Here is a 21,855-nt window from a genome sequence, read left to right as displayed (position 1 = left end):
ACAAGGGGAAAAGTAGGAGCAAGAATTTAATCCAAGATTTGCTTAACATCTTAAGACAATAAGGTACAATACCCCAAAAGATTCGCAACTCAATAATGAATATACGGTCAAACCCCAGACCATGCCAAATTTCCCTGACGACATACTCATCAAGTCGGATTCATGGTAAAATCCAATCATGGTGCGAGACGTTTAGGAGTCAAATAAGGCTGCAATGCCTGAAATAACCTCCTAGTGGGACTTTCACCCCTTGGTGAAATATAAGGGACTCGTACCCTGACCATCCCATAACTGTTTATATGTCCCAACGTTTGGTATAGAAATATACAAAACAAGGCAGGGAACTCAAGGTCAAAACGCCCAACTGGAAATATTAATGATTCCTTAACAATTGCGTTGAGAGTAACGGCGATAGCCACCCCCAGTTTTGGGAATCATAACCCCAGGATTGAAGCGGGGAACGGAAGGCGTGAAGTAGAACCTACTACCAAATGCGACCACTGCCAACCATCCATGATTAGGGAAACCGAATGTCCGGCTTGAACCATCGTAATGATTTAGCAGCGTAATAGGTTGCCACGCTGCGCTCAAAAGAGCAAGGGGAAAAGTAGGGTTTTGCATAAAACACCTACACAGACCTTTTTAAGTACCCCGGTGGAGAGGACAAGTCTAAAGATGGAATGCCCATATAAACGGAACGTTTAAACTCCTCATTGGTTCTCCTTATCAAAAAAGTGAGCAATATTACTCACAAGGAGTAGTGAAAAGTGTAAGCGTATACCATTGAGGGGAAAGGATGTGACTGAAAGCCAATGCCTAATTGTAATGATTAGGATATGCCCACTAGTCACGGTGTAGATATGGAGACTGCGACAAGCAGGAGTAATATGACGAGAGCGAGTTTAAAGACTACGAGTTGTATGCCAAGCTCCCAAAGTTGGAATCATAAAGCGGGGGTTCGTAACCCTGTTCCTAGTGACAAAAAGGGTATCTACATTAGGAGCCGTATGAGGTGAAAGTCTCAAGTACGGTTTGGAAGTGGAGTTGGGGAAGGTGACTTCCCTTTCGACCATAACCGTGCGAGACGTTTAGGAGTGAAATAGGGATGCAATGCCCGAAATAGCCTCCTAGTGGGACTTCCACCCCTTGGTGGAATATAAGGGACTCGTATCCTGACCATCCCATAACTGTTTATATGTCCCGACGCTTGGAGAAATCTGAGCAAGGCAGGGGACTCAAGGTCATAAACAAACTGAGAAATCAGGGAGTAGAGAGTAAAGGCGATAGCCACCCCCAATTTCAGGATACACGATTCTGGGATTGAAGCGGGGAACGGAAGGCGTGAGGTAGAACCTACTACCAAATGCGACCACTGCCAACCATCCATGACTAGGGAAACCGAATGTCTGGCTTGAACCATCGTAATGATTTAGCAGCGTAATAGGTTGCCACGCTGCGCTCAAAAGAGCAAGGGGAAAAGTAGGGTTTTGCATAAAACACCTACACAGACCTTTTTAAGTACCCCGGTGGAGAGGACAAGTCTAAAGATGGAATGCCCATATAAACGGAACGTTTAAACTCCTCATTGGTTCTCCTTATCAAAAAAGTGAGCAATATTACTCACAAGGAGTAGTGAAAAGTGTAAGCGTATACCATTGAGGGGAAAGGATGTGACTGAAAGCCAATGCCTAATTGTAATGATTAGGATATGCCCACTAGTCACGGTGTAGATATGGAGACTGCGACAAGTAGGAGTAATATGACGAGAGCGAGTTTAAAGACTACGAGTTGTATGCCAAGCTCCCAAAGTTGGAATCATAAAGCGGGGGTTCGTAACCCTGTTCCTAGTGACAAAAAGGGTATCTACATTAGGAGCCGTATGAGGTGAAAGTCTCAAGTACGGTTTGGAAGTGGAGTTGGGGAAGGTGACTTCCCTTTCGACCATAACCAATCAAAGCTTTCCGAACCAAACTAAAACTCAATGACCGTCAAGCCACCTTGATGGCCAAACACGCCGGTTATGCTCGGTTCGTGTTTAATTGGGGATTACACTTATGGAGGTCAGCTTATGAAGAGGGACTCAAGCCTAATATAAACTCCATTAAAAAGGTTTTTACTAATTATGTGAAACCTCAATATCCTTGGATGTCCGAATTGTCTTCTAAAGTTGATCAATATGCCTTCATTAATCTAGGGGATGCCTTTAAGCGCTTCTTCAAGGGAATAAGCAGTTATCCTAAATTTAAGAAGAAAGGCCACCATGATAGTTTTACGCTTGACAATTCCGGAAAGCCATTCAATCTGTCAGGAACTCGCCATAAGCTGCCTTTTGTGGGCTGGGTTTCTACATTTGAGGCTCTACCCGAAAGTTGGGTTAAGAAAGTCACTATAGCCCGCCAAGCAGGGGACTGGTATATGAGCTTTTTCGTAGAAATCACACCAGAAATTACACCGAAATATCGAGAGAGAATCGGGGTAGACCTAGGAATTAACAATTGGGCGACTTGCTCCGATGGGACCCAATTCTCTAATCCCAAGGCTTATAAAGCAGCGACCAAAAAACTAGCCAGATTACAACGTCATTTAAGTCGCAAAGTCAAAGGCTCAAAAAATCGGGCCAAATGTCTCTTAAAAGTTCAAAAGCTACATCAAAGAGTAGCAAACATTCGGCGGGACACCATTCATAAAATAACTACTTTCTTGGCTAAGAACCACAGCCAAGTCGTCATTGAAGATTTGAATGTGTCAGGTATGCTGAAAAATCATGGTTTGGCTGGTTCTATCGCTGATGCTTCATTTTATGAGTTCCGTCGGCAACTAGGTTACAAGGCAGAACGTTATGGTTCAAAGTTGATTATTGCCGATAGATTTTATCCATCCAGTCAACTGTGTTCTAATTGCGGTTATCGTCAAAAAATGCCCCTAGTCCGTCGGACTTTTGAATGTCCGAACTGTGGCCTGAAGATTGATAGAGATTTGAACGCCAGTAGAAATTTAGAAAAATCGCCTGGTTCAGACGATTACACTTGTGGACGGGGTGCTGCCGACAGTCCCGGACGAAGCCAGAAATAAACATCAATATCCGGCTATGTCCGGTTTTGTTTAAGTTTTATAGAGCAGGTTCACTATACTATAGCATTAGTCAAGGTGGTTAGGACGCAGCTTTGAGAACGGAATCCATGGCATCATGGAGAGAATCAAACTGCTCACGTGCAGTGGCGAATACGGGCTTTCAGCCACGACCAACATTTCTCTATCTTGTTGAGGTCTGGCGAATAAGGCGGAAGATATAGCATTAGTCAAGGTGGTTAGGACGCAGCTTTGAGAACGGAATCCATGGCATCATGGAGAGAATCAAACTGCTCACGTGCAGTGGCGAATACGGGCTTTCAGCCACGACCAACATTTCTCTATCTTGTTGAGGTCTGGCGAATAAGGCGGAAGATAGAGTAAACGGCATTGAGCTGCCTCCACCAGTTCAGCAATCCGTCCCCCTTTATGAAACGTTGCATTGTCCAATACTAGAGTCTGACCTGGCTTCAATGTTGGAATTAAGATGAACTCCAACCACAACTCAAACACTGTCCGATTACAACAACCCTCAAAGCTAAAGGGAGCTAAGAGTTGTTGATGACACCATGCGGCTATCATACTTACCCTGCCCTGCCTCTTCCCTGATTTGAGGACATGGAAGCGTTGTCCTTGCTCACAGTAACCATAAGGATAATCCGAGTCTTGACTATTGATGCCAGCTTCATCGAGGTAAACCAACCCTTCCGGCTCCATCTGTTCAATCTGAGCCATAAACTCCTCTCGCTGTTGCTCATCACGTTCTTGGTAGCCGTAAGTTTTTTTTCTGGTGAAGCCAATTTTCTTCAAGGCTCTGGATATGGTGCGAGGAGAGATGTCGTCATCCCAAAGTTCAGCCATTTGAGCGGAGGTTTGATCGCCATGCTCTTGGGCAAAAGCTTTGAATTTATGCCAGTCGGTAATTTTGTGGTTATTGCCAGGTGGGTGATTAGGTTTAGGGAGGAAGTCTCCGGTCTGTGCTTTTCTTTGCAGCCAGAGATTAATGGTGTTCCGGCTGACATGGAAAACTTGACTGGCTTCTGTTTTGGGCATACCGTCTAGTTCAATTGCATCAATAACTTTTTGTCTGAGGTCGTAACTATAGGGGGCTGGCATTTTGGGTCTTCTTAGTCATCTCGTCCTCTCCATTATACGTCCTAACTTTCCTGTCTGGTGCTATAGAGTAAACGGCATTGAGCTGCCTCCACCAGTTCAGCAATCCGTCCCCCTTTATGAAACGTTGCATTGTCCAATACTAGAGTCTGACCTGGCTTCAATGTTGGAATTAAGATGAACTCCAACCACAACTCAAACACTGTCCGATTACAACAACCCTCAAAGCTAAAGGGAGCTAAGAGTTGTTGATGACACCATGCGGCTATCATACTTACCCTGCCCTGCCTCTTCCCGGATTTGAGGACATGGAAGCGTTGTCCTTGCTCACAGTAACCATAAGGATAATCCGAGTCTTGACTATTGATGCCAGCTTCATCGAGGTAAACCAACCCTTCCGGCTCCATCTGTTCAATCTGAGCCATAAACTCCTCTCGCTGTTGCTCATCACGTTCTTGGTAGCCGTAAGTTTTTTTTCTGGTGAAGCCAATTTTCTTCAAGGCTCTGGATATGGTGCGAGGAGAGATGTCGTCATCCCAAAGTTCAGCCATTTGAGCGGAGGTTTGATCGCCATGCTCTTGGGCAAAAGCTTTGAATTTATGCCAGTCGGTAATTTTGTGGTTATTGCCAGGTGGGTGATTAGGTTTAGGGAGGAAGTCTCCGGTCTGTGCTTTTCTTGGCAGCCAGAGATTAATGGTGTTCCGGCTGAGATGGAAAAATTGACTGGCTTTGGTTTTGGACATACCGTATAGTTCAATTGCATTGATAACTTTTTGTCTAAGGTCGTAACTGTAGGGGGCTGGCATTTTGGGTCTTCTGTAGATATCCTTGCCATTATACGTCCTAACTTTTCTGTCTTGTGCTATATATCCTCTTTTGGAGCTTAAAGACGTATCGTTGGACTTTCGCCCAATTGATACTTCTCCATACAAACGCACGTCTTGGTAGGTCTTTGTCTTCCAAAGTCTTGTCCTACTCTCGATTTCGTCATATTGACCCCTACTAAACTCTTTACCTTACAATCAAACCGTGACCTGTTAGCATATCCCTTCCATTACAGAAGGGCATTAGCTTCTGGTCACATCTCACCCCCTCAAAGGCTTGCGCTTACACTTCTCACTACTGATTACTTCGACCAAATAATCAGAGCCTAAGAGGGATTAAAACATTCCGTTTATATGGGCATTCCATCCTTAGATTTGTCCTATCCACCGGGGTACTTTTAAAGGTCTGTGTAGATGGTATAATCAATCCTCCACTTTTCCCCTTGCTCTTTTGAGCGCAGCGTATCAATCTATTTCGCTGCTAGATTGTGACGGTGGTTCAAGCCGGACATTCGGTTTCCCTAATCATAGACGGTTAGCAGTGGTCTCGATTCCGGTGTTAGATTACACCTCGGAGCCTTCCGTTCCCCGCTTCAACCCCAGGTTTGTGATTCCTGGAACCGGGGGCGGCTATCGCCGTTACCCTCACCTTTGCCGTAACTATTCCGTTATGTTAAGAATTATTACGTTTTTTTGCAAAGTGTGTTGACCTTGGGTTCCCTACCTGGTTTTGGTATCGTCTGATACTAAACGTCGGGACATATAAACAGTTATGGGGATGGTCAGAAGCGAGCTTCTTATATTCTACCAAGGGGCTGAAGTCCCCACCAGGTAATTATTTCAGGCATCTCAGCCTTATTTCATACCTGAACGTCTCGCACGATTTACACAATCCTAAATCAATATAGGCATTACCCAACAGGATTAAGCGATCGCGCTAGCCGGATTAACCATCCCAGAGGAAAAGCCAAGGAGTAATTAATCATACTGGCCAAATCGAGGACAACCTACTGGGAAAATGGACAAGATAAGTACAAATTCCCAGCTAGGACAAAAAAGCGATCGCGTTAAGTCCCTTGACACCAATCTGGACTTCTACAATTCCAAGACAACGGTAAACGCTTCCATATAGCAGACCGGGTCCGTGGTACCGCCAAAGGTCATAGGAACATCAGGTTCAAAAGCAGTCATCACATAGGATTCGGGTTTACTTAGATGTTTAGCCAGGGATGCTGACAAATCCTTGAGTAAACTTTCAACTTGGGATTTTTCCGGTTGAGAAATCGATGTTTTGACTTTAATCAGTGGCATAATTAAAACTGATTCCCCCTCCCGGTGGGAGAGGGTTGCCAATTGCCGTTAATTTCACAGCAGGTCTGATGTCAACTGTTAAGGATCTGTTAAGTCACCTAGTCGAATGTGCCACCATTCCGGCCCCACATAGTCCGGGGTGCATCAGCAAACTCAATATATATGCGATCGCTGGGGACACCTAAAGCCTGATTAATTTTTTGGCAGAAATCCTGACTCATAGCTTTAGTAGTGGTTGGGGTGATGTTACCAATACTTTTGATTTCCATATAGCAAACCGGGTCTGTGGTACCGCCAAAGGTCATAGGAACATCAGGTTCAAAAGCAGTCATCACATAGGATTCGGGTTTACTTAGATGTTTAGCCAGGGATGCTGACAAATCCTTGAGTAAACTTTCGACTTGGGATTTTTCCGGTTGAGAAACCGATGTTTTGACTTTAATCAGTGGCATAAATCCTGTTTTAACCTCCGTAATTCCATCCTGTACTCGCTAAGGAGAGAATTTCCCCCTCTCGGTGAACTCCAGCCGCGATTACTTCCCCGACGAAAACGGAGTGGTCACCTTTTTCGACGCTACCAACTACATTACACTCGATGTAGCCTAGAGAATCTGAGAGAATGGGGCAGCCTGTTTCTCCTAGGTAAAATTCCAGGTCCTCGAATTTGCTACCGACTAAACGCTGCGGCTTAAAGAATTTTTGGGCAATGTCTTTTTGTCCCAATTCTAAAAAGGTAAGGGCGAACACACCGCTGGCTTTAATCATGGCGTGGGACCGGGAGTCATTGCGAACGCAGTTTACCACTAGGGGTGGTTTAAAGGATGACTGCATCACCCAACTGGCGGTAAAACCATTGATTTCGTCTCCTTCTTTGACTCCACAAATATATAGGGCGTGGGGCATTTTTCGGAGAATGGTTGTTTTTGCTTGTTCGTCTAGCATGGGTTTTTCAGTCTAGGTCTTGTAGTTTTTAGTTTACCGTTATTTTGGTTATGAGAAACGGAATGAGGGCGAAAAATTTAGCGGGGATGTTGAACAAGGAGCAGATATCTGGTTTTGGGGTTTCCGGGAGAGGGAAGTTCCCACACGGAGTCGGATGATTTTAGAACTGTTTGGGGCGTAAAACACATAAACAGAAATCTGACGCTAAACCTCCGGGTATTTCCATCAGGATTTCTTCAAATTCTAATAATAGCCTAACTAATGCTTCTGATTTGGGGTCGCCGGGTAACAGTTGCGTATGTTCTAACAGGGGATACAGAGGATGCAGAATAGCACCGCCAAAGGGATTGTATACCTCGATATTAAAGTAGTATTCGATGAATGGTAAAATTAGCTTAGAACGCACGGCTTCGGATGGGTCGGTGGCGAAGACTTGATGAATGGTGGGATTGATAAAGTTTTCTTGAATTCCAGAACGCAAGATTTCCCCAAAGCATTTATACAGGCGGTTAATTATTTTCACCTGATGGGGGCTATAAATGCAGTAATTATCCCCTACATATTCATTGATGATAAAGTAGCCATCGGGGTGAAGGCAGCCGTGAACTATGCCTAAAAATCTCTCGATTTCTTTGACGTGATGTAAGGATCCCGAACAGAAGGCAATATCGTATTTTTTGCCTTTATCAAGAGTAAAGGTATTGAAATCGTCCTGATAAAAGTTGATATTAACTCCCACATTAGCCGCAGTTTGGCGGGCAATATTTAGGGATGCTTCGGAGAAATCAAAGGCATCAATATGGTTGGCAAACCGTTGTTGTGCCATGACGATTTCATGGTTGCCGATACCACAACCGAGGGAGATTAATTGGTCGAAATTTCGCTGGCAAAAATAGTCTTCAATTAGCCATCGTAGCCAATATTTTTCACTCTGACCACCAGACATTCGCTTATAAATGGTATCAGCTACAATGGGGTTAGATACCCACTGACTGGCTATGGCTGCAGTGGGGTTGGTTTCCCAGTAGTTTTTATCCTGGGGTGCTTCTATGGTAAGGGTTTCTGGTAGCACTGGAGTTTCTGGGGCTGTTTCTGTTGCTACAAGTTCTAATTCTGCGGCTTCTAATTCGGGCGCTTCCTGGGATAACTGATGAGGATTCATTAAATAGGCTTCTTGGAAAATCTCACCATAGGCTGCTGTCATCTCCTCAAAGCGATTGAGGGAGTCTAGGACATATTTGGCATTTTGGGCGAATTGCTGCCTTTTAGGCTCATTTTCGAGCAGTTCGGTGAGACATTTGGCTAACTCATCGGGTTGATTGGGTGTATAAAATAGGGCATTAATTTCACGGCGCACTTGTTCAGGAATGCCAAATACAGGGGTGGTGATAATTGGTAAATCAAAACCCATGGCTTCTAAAATTACGCGGGGATAACTTTCGATGCGGGAGGTGCAAATGAAGATATCCGCCGCGCGATAATAAAGGGCTGTTTCGGGGGTTTCTGGGACTACGGAAACGCGACTGCGTAAGGACTCTGGTAGTTGATTAACTAGGTTGGCTAATTGACTACTGTAAAGGCTGGGTCGATCGCCTATAATTAAACAACGGATGCGAGAATGCCATTGGGGGGGTAGTAAGGGGAGGGCTTTAACTAGGTCCTGTTGACCTTTGCGATCGCAAACTGTTCCTAATAGTAAAATCGCGATTTCTCCGGGGTCTATATCCAGGGTTTCGCGGGCGGATTTACGATTCCATTTTTCGGCTTGGGTTAAGAGGCGATCGACATCCAAACCATTATGAATCGTGATAAAATTATGGTGGCTATTCAATGGCAAATATTGGTTACGGGTAGCATCAGCCACAAAAATCACCCGATAGGGGAAGCGGAAACATTCCAAAGCCTGGGCGGCAATTTCACCCCCAAAGCGATTAAAATAGGTCTGCCATGGTTCACTCTCATGGACATTCCACACACAGGGGACCCCCACATTTTCGGCGGCGGCTACCATAAAGAAATTCTCTAAGGTATTAGCATAAACCAGGTCATAGCTATCAAGGCTTAACTCTTCAGCTAAAGCCGAAATAGCCTGATGATAACCCTGTCTATCGTAAACACCAGTTAAGGGATGTTCTCGGACTATCACTTTAATTCCCTGCTGTTCATATACTTGTCGCAGGGGTCCATCTGTGACACTAAAGATGACAGGTTCTATATCCCCATCTCCCGCTAATTTTAGGGCGATTTCCAACTGATGTAAAGGGGCTCCTGTGTATTCCAAAGCATTACTACACATCAAAACTTTGGGCTGAATTTTTACAGTTAAGTTATGCCAAAAATAGCGTCTGGGTTGTATCTGGAACCACTCATTAGCTAGGGATAAATGGGGGCTATAAAAGGGGTCAATTTTATCAGCATAGCGACGGCGGAAGGTAGCCACTTCTTTGGGGTTATCCCCAAAACCGCGACTGGTTCCTTCTCGGTGAATTAATTCAGCATCAGGACAATAAACACAACGATATCCCGCCTCAGATAGTCGATAGCCATAGTCTGCGTCGTTATAGGCTACAGCAAAATCCGTTTGATTAAAACCCCCCATTTCTAAAAATAGTGCTTTAGGAGTTAGTAAACAAGCGGCGGTGACGGCTGAGTAATTTTTGACTACTTTAGAATAGGCTAAATAACCAAAATCATCTCGATGAGTCAGTTTAAAAGCATGACCGGCTAACCCATGATGTAACCCATGAATAATTCCGGCGTGTTGAATAGTATCATTGGGGAAAATCAACCGCGCACCCACAGCACCCACGCCCTCAAATTGACCATAACCAATCATTTGAGATAACCAGTCTGGGTTAAGTATTTCTGTGTCATTATTGAGGAATAGCAAATAATCAGCTTCTACCTGTTCGGCGGCGCGATTATTAATGTAGGCAAAACTAAACCCAGTTGCCGGATTAGGAATTTTCATAACCCTACATTTATCTAACTCTGACAAACTTGCTAAATATGCCAAAGTTTGGGGGTCATCACTTTGGTTGTCAATGACTACAATTTGATAGTTTTGATATGTGGTTTTTGCCAGGGAATTAATACAGGCTTGCAGTAGCTTTAATTGATTTTTGGTGGGAATTATAATAGCTACGGAAGGTCCGGTATGGGGGAAAGTATGGCTAAATATACCTAGATTTAATTTAACCGCCCATTGGGGTTGATGAACAGTAGCGGCGCTTTGACGGCGGGTGATAGCATCAGTTATGGCATTCTGACCCGCCTGGAAACTAGCAGGTTTGGCGGCACCGGAAACAGCAGTAGAACCGGGCGCAGTACGCCAATGATATAATACTAAGGGAATGTGACCAATTTGGCGAGCTTTTTCGGTGGCTCTGAGGGCAAAATCATAGTCTTGGGAACCTTCATAACCAATGCGAAACCCTCCTAATTCTTGGAAGAGGGAATGACGCACTACTAGGGCGTGACCCATATACATATAAGATAGTAGTAATTCGGGCGACCAGTCGGGTTTAAATTGGGGCGCAAACCGTTTACCTTGGGTATCTATTTTGTCATCATCACTATAAAGAATATCAGTTTCTGGGTGTTGGACTAGATAAAGGGCAATTTCGGCTAAAGCGTCGGGAGTGAGTTCGTCATCATTATCGAGAAATAGGATAAAGTCTCCGGTAGCGAGTGAGGCGGCGCTATTGGTGGCGGCGCTAATATTGCCATTTTCTGACCGGAAATGTAGCCTGATACGGGGTTCGGTTTCGGCTAGTTGATTGAGGGTTTTAGCAACTTCGGGGTCGCTGCTACAATCATCAGCTATACAGAGTTCCCAATGGCTGTATATTTGACTACAAACACTGGCGATCGCTTGTTGTAAAAACTCTATAGGAGGGTTATAAACTGGCATCACCACCGAAATTTTGGGCAGGGCTGTCGCCGGAACCGCCGCCAAACGGTTACGCAAAATATCAGCCGCTTTTTCTGTCCAGGTGTTAGCTTTTAACCAAGCATCATAAGGGTCAATAGTCGCCGGAACTTCAAAACCTGTTGGTAACAAAACTTCCCCAGGAATTTGACTGGTTTGGTCGTACATTTCCGACATTCGCCGTATAATAGTCGGAATTTCCCAAGGCATGGGAATTAAACGACCAAGGCGCTGTTTACGTTCCGCCGCGCGTTGTCGAATAGCCGCGCTAAGTTTAATTAACTGTTTAGTCTTACCAGAAACTTTATTGATAGGGCTAATTCGCTTAACAGTGAGGGGCTGTTTTTTGTCTACGGCTACTGTTTCCCCATTTTCTAGTTGCGCCTCAAGGGAAATATTCCAAGTTCCCGGAGGTAAATTAATTAAGACTTCCCAACCACTATTGGAACTACCTACCCAGTCGGAGAAAATTTCCCCCACGTCACCCCGGGGAAGTCCATAAGCACATTCTACAGTTTCCTGTCCATAACGCAGGAATAGTTTAGTAATTTGGTATTGAGGGTGACAACACCAACCCGCAAATAGAGTTTCTCCTACGGGGACGATATTTGTATTAGGTACATCAAATGCAGCTTGTAGGGGTGAAACTCGCAGGGGATATTCTCCAAACTGATGCCATTTTCCCCTAGTGTCTTTAACTTCTAATTGCACTCTATGATTACCTGGAATTAGAGGAATTTGCACCCGAAACCCACAGTGAGAACTACCGGGGATGTAATCATATATATTCCCCACGTCCAGACGTTCTATATTATAGGTTCCCTCGAATATTTGCTCATTAATACGGGCGCGAACTTCCTCTAAATTAAGTTTCCCGGTATGTAAACACCAGCCCTGAATTTGCATATAAGTATCGAGACATCCCAGCAATTCCCAATTAGTCGGGTTATCAATAGAAGACACAAACCGAGGTTTGAGGGTGCGTCTGGCTTGCCTTTTCGCCGTAGCATATTTAGTGCGAATTTTCCACAATTTAGAGGATTTAATAGCGGCTAATTCCCCTTCCGCCAAGTTCCGCGCCATTTGGGTCTGTCCGAGTTCCTCTTCTAGTTCTCGGAGTTTAGCAAAGGCTTGTTTAAATTGGACTTGGCTAGTTTGTAGTCTAAATTGAGTCTGTCCTAATTCGGTTTCTAAACTGCTAATTTTCAAATGGGCGTTATGTAGTTTAAAGTCGGTAATTCCCAGTTCGGTTTCGGTATTAATTAATTTACTCAAGACATCTTGATATTTGATATCAAAATCCTGATATTTTTCTGGGATATTTTGCAGTTCACCCTGGGTTCTTCCGAGTTCTTTTTCTGTGGCTACCAGTTTAGTTGTGGCTTCTTGCAAACCCACTTCTAGGTTGTGCGCGTGGGCTGTCATTCCCCGCAATTCTAGGGTCGTGGCTTCCAGTTCCCCCTGGGTTTTTCCTAATTGTTCTTCGGTAGTGACTAATTTGGCGATCGCATCTTGTTGTTTAATCTCTAAACCATTCAGTTTTAGTTGAGTTCTACCTAGTTCAGTTTCCTTACTAACCAACCTATCTACAGCATCATGGAAATGGTCTTGCCACAATTTAACATCAGCTTCTAAAATACCGCATTCTTTTTCCAGTTTGCGAATAGTTGACCAATCTTTAAACGCCCAACTAGGACTAGGCTGTTGTTGCACAGCTTCTCGTTCAAAATGATTTAAACCACTGCCTAAGTTTTTCGCTGCTTCTTCTAGTTCTTGATATAGGGTCAGTGCTTCCGGAAAATAAGCTCCAATTAGTCCCGGCTTTTTACTTTTAATAATATCATTACTTAACAGCTTGTCGTCAAAATTATCTTTGCTATCATCAATTCTTAGCTCTAAATCAAACTTTTGATTAAGTGCTTTGACCACATCTTTAGAATAGTTGCCTACTTTATAAACATTTGCCAGCAAGCATCTTTGAGGATGATTTTGATAAAAATTCAGGATTTGTCGATTATAAAAAATCCACATTTTAACCGCCATTTCTGGGGAGGTAATCAAGGCTTCATCTGTAGACCTACGATAAAGAGAGTCTACCACTTCCCAGGGAGTTCTATAAACAAAAATAAACTTGGCTTCTGGTATCAGTTCCGCCCAAAAATCCAACAGCAGAGTCGTCCTAGGATCTTTCCATCCCCATGGAGATAATGGATCTTGATTTTGGGCGATTAGTTGTTGTGCCTGTTGTCTTTGAGTCGGTGTTACTGATATCTTATCTTCCGCGACGCAGCCCAATTCATCAATACCATGATCACGCAAAATCTCTTTATGAAATTCCACAAAATCAACATTTTCAAAATGTCCCTTGATATTTCCATAATTGGAACCCACCAAATTTTGACCAATATTGACACCATACTTCTGGAGTAAAGAAGCCGTTAAAGAAGTTCCAGAACGGTGCATTCCTGTGATAATTAAAGTTGGTGATTGACCCTCTGATGCTGTATCCATAGATTTTACTTCACTAATTCAGTATGTATAATTTTTTGACATCCATGCAGCCTATTCATTTACAGGCAAGCCGAGAACACGCTTTAGTTTAAACCATTTTGTCCGCAGTTTCCAAAACTTGCTACTCTCCATTGCCTGAATACGATTTTCCAGGGTATCAAGCTGATGACCCATTATCTGCATTTGGGATTTTAGATGTTCCCATTCGCTTTTCTGGGATTCATATTGGTCTATTTGGGATTGATATTGGGCTATTTGCTGGTTATATTGGTCTACGGTGGCTGTCAACTGTGCCTGAGTTTGGCTAAGTTGCTGGCGTGCCGCAGATAGTTTAATTTCCCAATTTCTGCGACTGGAGATGGCCACTAAGCGATCGCCTTCTATAATCGCCTGTAAGCCCTTACTAGAGACAATTTTGATGATTAATATATCCTGGGGGGAAATCTGGTCACTAGAGAGGACACAGGACCAACCTGAGAGTAAAAAATCTGGCTGTTGGTAGTGGGCAACAATATCGGGGCGTTCCTCAGAACAGGGATAGACACCAATAAGGCGAGAGTCTGACCATAATTGAACTTCTACAGTTACCCCAGGGTTCAAATCAATGGCCCATCCACTCAGGCGGACTTCTCCGTTAGGTTGAATATAGCAATAGTCAATTTTGCCTTCTGGATGATGATAGAATGTCAGGGGATGAGGGGATGCTACAGAGCGATCGCTTACCGCATAAAGGTCTTGATAGCGGTTTAAGCCTTTAGGAATGCGGGTAATTTCAGCATTACCATCACTAATGCTATCAAGTATTCGCCGCACATATTCTTCTGTCACCCAGGTAGTGCCATACTCTTGTTTATCGAGAGATTGACTTTCACTATCTGGACTAAATACCAACCCCGTTTCTGACCTAGGGATATGGGGGGGCAATAATTCCATATCCAAGACACTAAATAATAGTAAACCCCGTTTTGATTTTAAATCATAAAGTTTTTGCATCCAGCGTTCAAAAGTAGTGGCTGGCATATGGCTAAAAAAGGAAGTCGCCATAATCAAATCAAAGTCGCGATCAACTTGGTAATCTTCAGGGACCGACGCAGACACAATTCCCTGTACTCCCAAGTATTCGCTTTGAAATTGAACCGCCTTTTTATAGATATCAGAAACCCAGATTCTTTCCGGTGGTATTTCTTCGATTAAAAAGCGAGTGAACCTACCATATCCACAGGCAAAATCTAAGAAGGACTCCACCGCATCAAATCCGCCAAAATGCCAATCCACAAACTGTTTTACAGTGTCCAAAATCGCGCGACCGATAGTATAGTAATAGGTTAAAGCACGATGGGAGTTTTTATCATCGAGTTGATTAAATACATAGGAGTACATTTCATCGATCGCCATAATTTCCCGTCGAAAAGTTTGAGGCGATCGGGCTAAGGTCTGAATCAAAGCATCCACCAGGGGATTATCATTAACAAAAATATTAGTTTTCATGGCAGATGTTATTTATCCCACGGATACACCATCTAAATTTTCCCAATGAACCTTACCAGAGGTAATAGTTAGTTGTGGTTCAACCAACAGGTCAACAACACCCGTACCACAGGACTCTTCGCAGGGCTGAACCCTAAACATAGCCACATCAACGCACCTATCTAAATAAGTAAATTCTCCCTCGACGATACCGGATACACCAGCATTCAAGAAATACACATCAGGAGCCAGGAGGCACTTAAACTGAAATTCTAACATGATTTTAGTTCCGGCATCAACATATTTAATTAACTGAGAGGTTGCCAAAAAAGAAGCCCCCGCCAATTCATAGCCACTAACAGTTTTAACCAACATCCCAAAGCGGACATGGGAGGCGGACTTCATAAACTCAACTTCGTAGTTATAAGTATAGGTTTGACGGGCGACCAAATGATTAACTCGCTTACCTTTTAAAGTTCTAATATGGGGGTCTTGGATAGTTGCACCCCGGCTAGGATAACGAATCAATTGGTCAGGGACTAAATTTGGATCGTAATAGTCTCGATAATCAGGATTATGTTTAATCATTCCCTGACTCTGACCCTGACTATGATTACCATTTTGTTGAGAGATACTAACTACTTTATGGACTTGATGTTGAGGAGGCAATGAGGCTTTAATCTGCTTAATTTCGGCGCGCACTTGGGCGGCTGCATCAGCATCAGCATAGATCATTTTTTGATATTTAGAAACAATCATCTTCGGGGTATGTTCTAATAACATTTCCCCCTTATCCATAAGTACCGCCGAATCGCATAACTGGATAATAGAGGGGGCAGAATGGGATACAAAGAGAATAGTACCGCCCCGGTCTTGGATTTCGTGAATGCGGCTAAAACACTTACGTTGAAAAGCCTCATCTCCCACAGATAGGGCTTCATCAACAATCAAGATATCAGGGTCAACGCTAGTAGCCACAGCAAAACCTAGGCGAATATACATCCCACTAGAATAGGTTTTGACAGGCTGATCGATAAAATCCCCGATATCAGCGAAGGCGGCAATATCATCAAACTTGGTCGCAATTTCTTCGGGTTTTAATCCCAACAACTGACCATTAAAGAACACATTTTGTCGTCCAGTAAATTCAGGATTAAATCCACTACCTAACTCTAGCAAAGCGGACACACGGCCATTAACTTTAACTTCGCCATGAGTAGGGGTTAAGGTTCCGGCAATAATTTGTAGGAGGGTGCTTTTACCTGATCCATTTCGTCCGACAATTCCCAGAGTTTGACCCCGAAAAACTTGTAGGTTGATATCTTGTAGCGCCCAAAAATTTTCAGCCAGACTGGTTTTTGGCCAAAATATTTCTTTGAGACGGTCTACGGGATGTTTATATCGCTTAAAACATTTGGAAACTTGATTGACGGAAATTGCAATATCAGTCATGGATTCTGATTGAGGATTAGGCTATCAATGGTAAGGTGGCGAACAGCGATAATTGTCAATTGTCTATATGTTGTGGTCTAAAGTACATCAGCAAAGGCAGGACGTAAGCGCCGATAGACTCCTAAGCCTATAGAGAAAATCACAATGGATACGGCTGTAGCCACGGCTAATTCTCCCCCATGTTGGATAGTTCCAACTAGGACTAGATCTCGATAACTTTCAGCGATCGCCGTAACCGGGTTCAGCCAAAACACCCAAACTCGCCACCCTTCAGGAATTTTGCTGGCTGGGTAGACAATTGGTGTGACATAAAACCACAAATTGAGAATTACCCCCAAAGTTTGGGGGATGTCTCGCAGAAAGACTGTCAGCGCCGCCGTCAAATATCCTAAGCCAGCAGTTAACAAAAGTTGTGGAACCCAAATCATCGGTAGTAGCCAGAGGGTTTGGTGAAGACCTTGATAGGAGAAGCCCACAAAGATAATCAACACCGCTAAACCAAAGGTACTCTCAATAAAAGCCGACAAAATTGGCACCATTGGTAACAGCCCCAGGGGAAAGACTACTTTTTTGACCAGATTAGTTTGTCCAATCACAGAAGTAGCCGCCTGGGTCAAGCCATTGATAAATGCAAACCAAGGAATTAGACCAGCAAACAGCCAAAGTCCAAAAGCCAGTTTACTGTCTTCTGGCATTCCTGTAATGCTTAGTTTAACCTGCAAAACAATAGAGAAAACATAGGTATAGATCAGCAGTTGCGCCAACTGATTGAGTAAAGGCCAGAGGTTTCCCAGAATAGACCCTTTGTATCGCGCCTCTAGGTCCCGTTGTACAAGGGTAGCGAGTAAGTTGAGTTTTGTGCGCCACTGACTATAGGCAACTGGAGATATCCCCCCCCAAACTCTGTGTACAACACCTTTCATTGACCTAAGCAATTTTTTGTCCCTCGTCCACTACACACACCACAGCCAAATATCTTATTAGAGACAATGGTTTGAGGACAAGTGTGCCACATTCGGTGTCTTGATTGCTAGTCCCAGGGCGTTAATAGGGTAGTCGATCGCCAAAAAAAACACCCCAACAGGGGTGCATTAAGGTATTTATTGACAGCTAATCAGATGTTATCTACCAAGCTGGGTTATAGATTTCGGCACTGTTGGCATCTAACCCAACCTGATCAGCCAGACGATTAAACATTGATTTTTCCCGTTTCCAGGCTGACCGTTGCTGCTTCAGGATTAATTCCCGAGAGCGATCGGCTACCGACAGCGGAGTTTGAGAAGGTGTAGCCACTGCTTCGGGGTTATTGCAATATTTCACCCCACGATAAGTCAGGTTATGGCTAGGTTGCAGAACAGGTGCTTTTTTCAAGTTACGGAAGCGCCAGTCTTGACCACGATACTTGCCACCTACTTGACCAACGGTGGTTTCAACGGATTCGGTATTTTGGCTGTAGCTAACGCCGCGATATGTAAGTCCCATGATTTTCGCCTCTCTTGTTCAAATTGGTTAACTTTAGTGAGGCGCGTTCCTTCGGGATTACTCCCTACTTCCGTCTCCCCTCCTCTGAACATTAGGGCTAGAAAACCCTTAGAGCGAAAAGAGATGAACGATTTGTTTTTGTTTCTGTATCTATTGTTACCGTTTACCAAATAAATGTCAAGGGTCTATGGGATTTCTTTAGAAAATTTTAACAATTTTGCTAAATACCCCAAAAGGGGTAGAGACAAGGCTGGCCTTGTCTCCGAGGGGTTTGAGAGGTGGTGGGTTCCTAATGAGCGGAACCGTTACCATGATAGTCGTCGCTGTCGTAGAAGCCGTTTTGTGTGCCGAAGAATATGCAGGCGATGCTAAATACCACGGTTAACCCGACTAAAATTAACTTGATATCCATATTTGGGGTATCCCTCCCGATAAATTGACTAACCATTGGGATTGTAAACGGTTCTGAGTGAGAGCGTCCATACATTAGGGCCAATTATGGCTGGGGCCGAAACTTCTACCCATGGTCGATACCATCAAAAGCGATCGCCTGACACGCGATCGACTCCAGACGCTAAAATGGTCAAAGGGCGTAAATCTAACCTACTCAATGCCATGATATCCAAAAACTGGGTCCTAAAAGCGCTTCTGTTTCTGTTCGGCGCATGGTTGATATTTGATATGATCACCTGGGTGATCGCCGAATACCTATGGTTTGATGAAGTTGGCTATTTATCCGTATTCAGGCGACGACTGCTAACCCAAGTAGGATTATGGGTCCTAGGGGTGGGTTTGAGTGCAGCCTTTCTGTTCTTCAATTTGGCTATTGCTGACAAATTTCGCTATCAATCCGCCATTAAATCTTACCACCGATTTGAGGATGCCCTATTTTCACCGCCTCCCCCTAGCCGACCCCCAGCCTTAAATTTGCCATGGCTATCTTTTCTGGTAATTGGGCCAACTATGTTCATGGTGGTGATGACACTCCACTATGGCTATGAGTTTATTACAGATTTCAACATCAGCCTAGAGCAGGATTTGGTTGTTCCCTTGCTACCCCGTCGGTTTGATTTTGCCGTCATTTGGGAAATGATGACTCAGCAACCTATCCAATGGTGGCAAATTGCCATTAGTGTGGTTCTGACTATGGTAGTTATCATTAAACCACAGCTTTCTCTAAGTGCGATCGCTGTATTTTTTAGCCTCGGTTTTGGTTGGGTTCTCTCTAGTCACTGGATTAATGTACTGGGATTTTTCTACCCCACCGATTTTCAGATTACAGAAGGTGTTTTTAACAAAGATATTAGTTTTTATATTTTTATCATCTCCGCCATTGACTTAGTAGAATTTTGGCTATTCGGTCTATTTATCTTGACCTTAATTTCCTGCACCTTGATTTATCTCCTGTCTGGTGATAGCTTTAACCAAGGAAAATTTCCCGGATTTTCTCGGTTTCAGCAGCGCCATTTACATGGCTTGGCTGGTGTGTTTATGCTATCTATGGCTCTGCGCTATTGGTTAAATCGATATGAGTTACTATATTCAGAACGCGGGGTCGTATTTGGGGCTGGCTATACTGATGCCAATGTGGCTGAACCAGCCTATTCCTGGTTGTTTTTCATTAGTATATTATTTGCACTGTTTTTATTCTGGCAGGCTTTCTTTTCCGTAGAAGTCATTAAACCTTATGTCGAGTTTTTCTTGAAAAGAATGGGCTTGCGTCGTTGGCGATCGCAGCCAAAACGCTATGCCAAATTATTCGCAGATAGCTATTCTTTGAGGGCGATTTTATCTGTATATATTTTAATGGGATTTTTTGCTAATGTTTGGCTGCCAGAAATTGTGCAAAGAGTCATAGTTCAGCCTAACGAATTAGAGCGAGAATTGCCATATATTGAACGCAATATTCAATTTACCCAAAAGGGTTTTCATCTTGATAATATTGATATTCAAACCTTTGACCCAGACGCTCAACTAACCCTCGCTGACCTAGAAAGCAATTCTCTCACCATTGATAATATTCGGCTGTGGGACCAGCGACCCCTATTACAAACTAATCGTCAACTCCAGCAAATTCGACCTTATTATGAATTTCTTGATGCTGCTATTGACCGCTATACTTTGCTGAAACCAGAAGAGGAACAAACACCAGATAATCGTACTCAAAAACAACAGGTGATTATTGCAGGACGGGAATTAGACTATCAGTTAGTTCCCGAAAAAGCGCAAACTTGGATTAATCAACACCTCGTCTATACCCACGGTTATGGATTTACCCTATCTCCAGTTAACAAAGTAGCGGAAGGAGGACTACCTAAATATTTTATCAAAAATATCGGCCCTGCGCCTCGGTTTAACCCAGATACTACCCTAGAAGTCGATCCTCGCGTTGAAGATAGTATCCCTATCGGAAAGCCTCGCATTTATTACGGTCAACTCACTAATACCAATGTGATGACTGGTACTAGAGTTTTGGAATTTGACTTTCCCTCCGGTGATGAAAATGTCTATAATACCTATAGCGGTGATGGGGGTATTCGGATTAATTCCCTATGGCGGCGGTTACTTTTTGCTAAGTATTTAAAAAACTGGCAAATGATTTTTACCCGGAATTTTTTGCCGGAAACTAAAGTGCTATTTCGTCGTCAAATTCAACAGCGAGTTAAAGCGATCGCTCCCTTTTTACGGTATGATAAAAATCCCTATTTGGTAGCCGCAGATAGCAGTTTAGGGCAAGATGTGGTTCCCGAAAATGCACAGGAGGGTAAATATCTCTATTGGATTTTAGATGCTTACACCACCAGCAGTCGCTACCCCTATTCTGACCCGGAAGATGGCGAATTTAACTATATTCGCAACTCAGTTAAAGTGGTAATTGATGCCTATAATGGCTCCATTAAATTCTACTATCTCAGTGAACCCAGAGACCCGCTTTTAATCACTTTGCGTAAGATTTTTCCGGATTTATTGGAACCTATCGAAAATATGCCAAAATCTTTGTATGAGCATATTCGATATCCCCAAGATTTATTTAGAGTCCAATCAGAACGCCTATTAACTTACCACATGCAGGATGCTAGGGTGTTCTATAACCGGGAAGATGTCTGGCGCATTCCCACCGAAATTTATGGCGGTCAAACTCAACGGGTCGCGCCTTATTATTTGATTATGAAACTACCCACCGAAGCCATGGCGGAGTTTATTCTATTGCAGCCATTTACTCCCGCCAGTCGCCTCAATTTAATTGCTTGGTTAGCGGCGCGATCGGACTCCCCCCAATATGGTAAACTATTATTATATCAGTTTCCTAAGCAGCGATTAGTATTTGGACCCGAACAGGTGGAGGCACTAATCAACCAAGAACCCCGAATATCTGAGCAAATCTCACTGTGGAATCGTCAAGGTTCACGGGTACTTCAGGGTAATTTATTAGTAATTCCCATTGAACAGTCTTTGTTGTATGTAGAACCAATTTATCTCGAGGCGACTGATAACAGTTTACCTACTCTAGTCAGGGTTATTGTGGCTTATGAAAACCGCATTGTCATGCGTCCTACTTTAGATGAATCTCTGCAAGCTGTCTTTGATGCTGACCCCATCGAACCCGCCATTATAGTTCCCAATTAACAATGAATAATTAACAATGAATAATTAACAATGAATACAGCTTCAGAAATCGTGCTATTACCCTCACCCTAAATCCCTCTCCCAGGGGGGAGAGGGACTTTGACAGCCTATGGCATGATTACTCAA

General features: G+C 43.6%; 13 protein-coding genes, 2 pseudogenes and 1 riboswitch. Of the genes and pseudogenes, 2 read left to right on the top strand and 13 right to left on the bottom strand.

Annotated elements, in window-relative coordinates; all coding sequences use genetic code 11:
- Positions 1–2,001: 2,001 nt before the first annotated feature.
- A complete protein-coding gene (locus XZ46_RS08580) occupies positions 2,002–3,072 on the top strand; it encodes an RNA-guided endonuclease InsQ/TnpB family protein (protein ID WP_048895011.1) in 1,071 nt (356 codons plus the stop codon).
- Between the two features lie 134 nt (positions 3,073–3,206).
- Here the strand turns inward: XZ46_RS08580 and XZ46_RS38255 are convergent, their stop codons facing one another.
- The 13 genes and pseudogenes from XZ46_RS38255 to XZ46_RS38540 all read right to left on the bottom strand — a co-directional run bounded on the left by XZ46_RS38255 (position 3,207) and on the right by XZ46_RS38540 (position 18,514).
- Positions 3,207–3,296 (bottom strand): transposase, encoded by a 90-nt coding sequence (locus XZ46_RS38255; protein ID WP_081587631.1) that lies wholly within the window; start codon positions 3,294–3,296, stop codon positions 3,207–3,209.
- Between the two features lie 12 nt (positions 3,297–3,308).
- A protein-coding gene (locus tag XZ46_RS08575) for an IS630 family transposase (protein WP_228116516.1) occupies positions 3,309–4,185 on the bottom strand; the annotation gives its coding sequence in 2 pieces (ribosomal slippage) (positions 3,309–3,371 and positions 3,373–4,185; 876 coding nt in all).
- A 62-nt stretch (positions 4,186–4,247) separates the two neighbouring features.
- Positions 4,248–4,988, bottom strand: a pseudogene (locus tag XZ46_RS08570) (IS630 family transposase); the annotation flags it as partial.
- A gap of 37 nt (positions 4,989–5,025) precedes the next feature.
- Positions 5,026–5,145, bottom strand: coding sequence for a reverse transcriptase N-terminal domain-containing protein (locus XZ46_RS34090; RefSeq protein ID WP_228116515.1), 120 nt, complete (start codon positions 5,143–5,145; stop codon positions 5,026–5,028).
- Between the two features lie 983 nt (positions 5,146–6,128).
- Positions 6,129–6,317, bottom strand: a pseudogene (locus XZ46_RS08565) (phenylpyruvate tautomerase MIF-related protein); the annotation flags it as partial.
- Between the two features lie 98 nt (positions 6,318–6,415).
- Entirely contained in the window at positions 6,416–6,769 is a 354-nt protein-coding gene (locus XZ46_RS08560) for a phenylpyruvate tautomerase MIF-related protein (RefSeq protein ID WP_048895010.1), read from the bottom strand.
- Positions 6,770–6,779: 10 nt separating this feature from the next.
- The gene (locus XZ46_RS08555; RefSeq protein ID WP_006620443.1) at positions 6,780–7,259 is read right to left on the bottom strand and encodes a flavin reductase family protein; all 480 of its coding nucleotides are present in this window, start codon (positions 7,257–7,259) and stop codon (positions 6,780–6,782) included.
- A 160-nt stretch (positions 7,260–7,419) separates the two neighbouring features.
- On the bottom strand, positions 7,420–13,701 hold the full coding sequence (locus tag XZ46_RS08550) for a glycosyltransferase (RefSeq protein ID WP_048895009.1): 6,282 nt from the start codon (positions 13,699–13,701) through the stop codon (positions 7,420–7,422).
- 51 nt (positions 13,702–13,752) lie between these two features.
- Positions 13,753–15,189, bottom strand: coding sequence for a class I SAM-dependent methyltransferase (locus tag XZ46_RS08545; RefSeq protein ID WP_048895008.1), 1,437 nt, complete (start codon positions 15,187–15,189; stop codon positions 13,753–13,755).
- Positions 15,190–15,201: 12 nt separating this feature from the next.
- Complete coding sequence (locus tag XZ46_RS08540; protein ID WP_006669645.1) at positions 15,202–16,620, bottom strand: ABC transporter ATP-binding protein; 1,419 nt, start codon at positions 16,618–16,620, stop codon at positions 15,202–15,204.
- A gap of 77 nt (positions 16,621–16,697) precedes the next feature.
- The gene (locus XZ46_RS08535; RefSeq protein ID WP_048895007.1) at positions 16,698–17,543 is read right to left on the bottom strand and encodes an ABC transporter permease; all 846 of its coding nucleotides are present in this window, start codon (positions 17,541–17,543) and stop codon (positions 16,698–16,700) included.
- 202 nt (positions 17,544–17,745) lie between these two features.
- On the bottom strand, positions 17,746–18,102 hold the full coding sequence (locus XZ46_RS08530) for a DUF4278 domain-containing protein (protein WP_006669644.1): 357 nt from the start codon (positions 18,100–18,102) through the stop codon (positions 17,746–17,748).
- Positions 18,103–18,142: 40 nt separating this feature from the next.
- Positions 18,143–18,234, bottom strand: a riboswitch (Glutamine riboswitch).
- A gap of 157 nt (positions 18,235–18,391) precedes the next feature.
- A complete protein-coding gene (locus tag XZ46_RS38540) occupies positions 18,392–18,514 on the bottom strand; it encodes a DUF8629 family protein (RefSeq protein WP_035759729.1) in 123 nt (40 codons plus the stop codon).
- Between the two features lie 86 nt (positions 18,515–18,600).
- Between XZ46_RS38540 and XZ46_RS08525 the strand changes: the two genes are divergently transcribed.
- The gene (locus XZ46_RS08525) at positions 18,601–21,729 is read left to right on the top strand and encodes a UPF0182 family protein (RefSeq protein WP_008052834.1); all 3,129 of its coding nucleotides are present in this window, start codon (positions 18,601–18,603) and stop codon (positions 21,727–21,729) included.
- The last annotated feature ends 126 nt before the right edge of the window (positions 21,730–21,855 follow it).

Source organism: Limnospira indica PCC 8005, from assembly GCF_000973065.1.
GTDB classification, from domain to species: Bacteria; Cyanobacteriota; Cyanobacteriia; order Cyanobacteriales; family Microcoleaceae; genus Limnospira; species Limnospira fusiformis.
This window is presented reverse-complemented; position numbering and strand designations above follow the sequence as displayed.

What these genes read in the sequence shown, in the direction of transcription:
- XZ46_RS08580 (WP_048895011.1), top strand. Translation starts at nt 2,002, where the DNA reads ATGGCCAAACACGCCGGTTATGCTCGGTTCGTGTTTAATTGGGGATTA.
- XZ46_RS38255 (WP_081587631.1), bottom strand. Translation starts at nt 3,296, where the DNA reads ATGCTATATCTTCCGCCTTATTCGCCAGACCTCAACAAGATAGAGAAA.
- XZ46_RS08560 (WP_048895010.1), bottom strand. Translation starts at nt 6,769, where the DNA reads ATGCCACTGATTAAAGTCAAAACATCGGTTTCTCAACCGGAAAAATCC.
- XZ46_RS08555 (WP_006620443.1), bottom strand. Translation starts at nt 7,259, where the DNA reads ATGCTAGACGAACAAGCAAAAACAACCATTCTCCGAAAAATGCCCCAC.
- XZ46_RS08550 (WP_048895009.1), bottom strand. Translation starts at nt 13,701, where the DNA reads ATGGATACAGCATCAGAGGGTCAATCACCAACTTTAATTATCACAGGA.
- XZ46_RS08545 (WP_048895008.1), bottom strand. Translation starts at nt 15,189, where the DNA reads ATGAAAACTAATATTTTTGTTAATGATAATCCCCTGGTGGATGCTTTG.
- XZ46_RS08540 (WP_006669645.1), bottom strand. Translation starts at nt 16,620, where the DNA reads ATGACTGATATTGCAATTTCCGTCAATCAAGTTTCCAAATGTTTTAAG.
- XZ46_RS08535 (WP_048895007.1), bottom strand. Translation starts at nt 17,543, where the DNA reads ATGAAAGGTGTTGTACACAGAGTTTGGGGGGGGATATCTCCAGTTGCC.
- XZ46_RS08530 (WP_006669644.1), bottom strand. Translation starts at nt 18,102, where the DNA reads ATGGGACTTACATATCGCGGCGTTAGCTACAGCCAAAATACCGAATCC.
- XZ46_RS38540 (WP_035759729.1), bottom strand. Translation starts at nt 18,514, where the DNA reads ATGGATATCAAGTTAATTTTAGTCGGGTTAACCGTGGTATTTAGCATC.
- XZ46_RS08525 (WP_008052834.1), top strand. Translation starts at nt 18,601, where the DNA reads ATGGCTGGGGCCGAAACTTCTACCCATGGTCGATACCATCAAAAGCGA.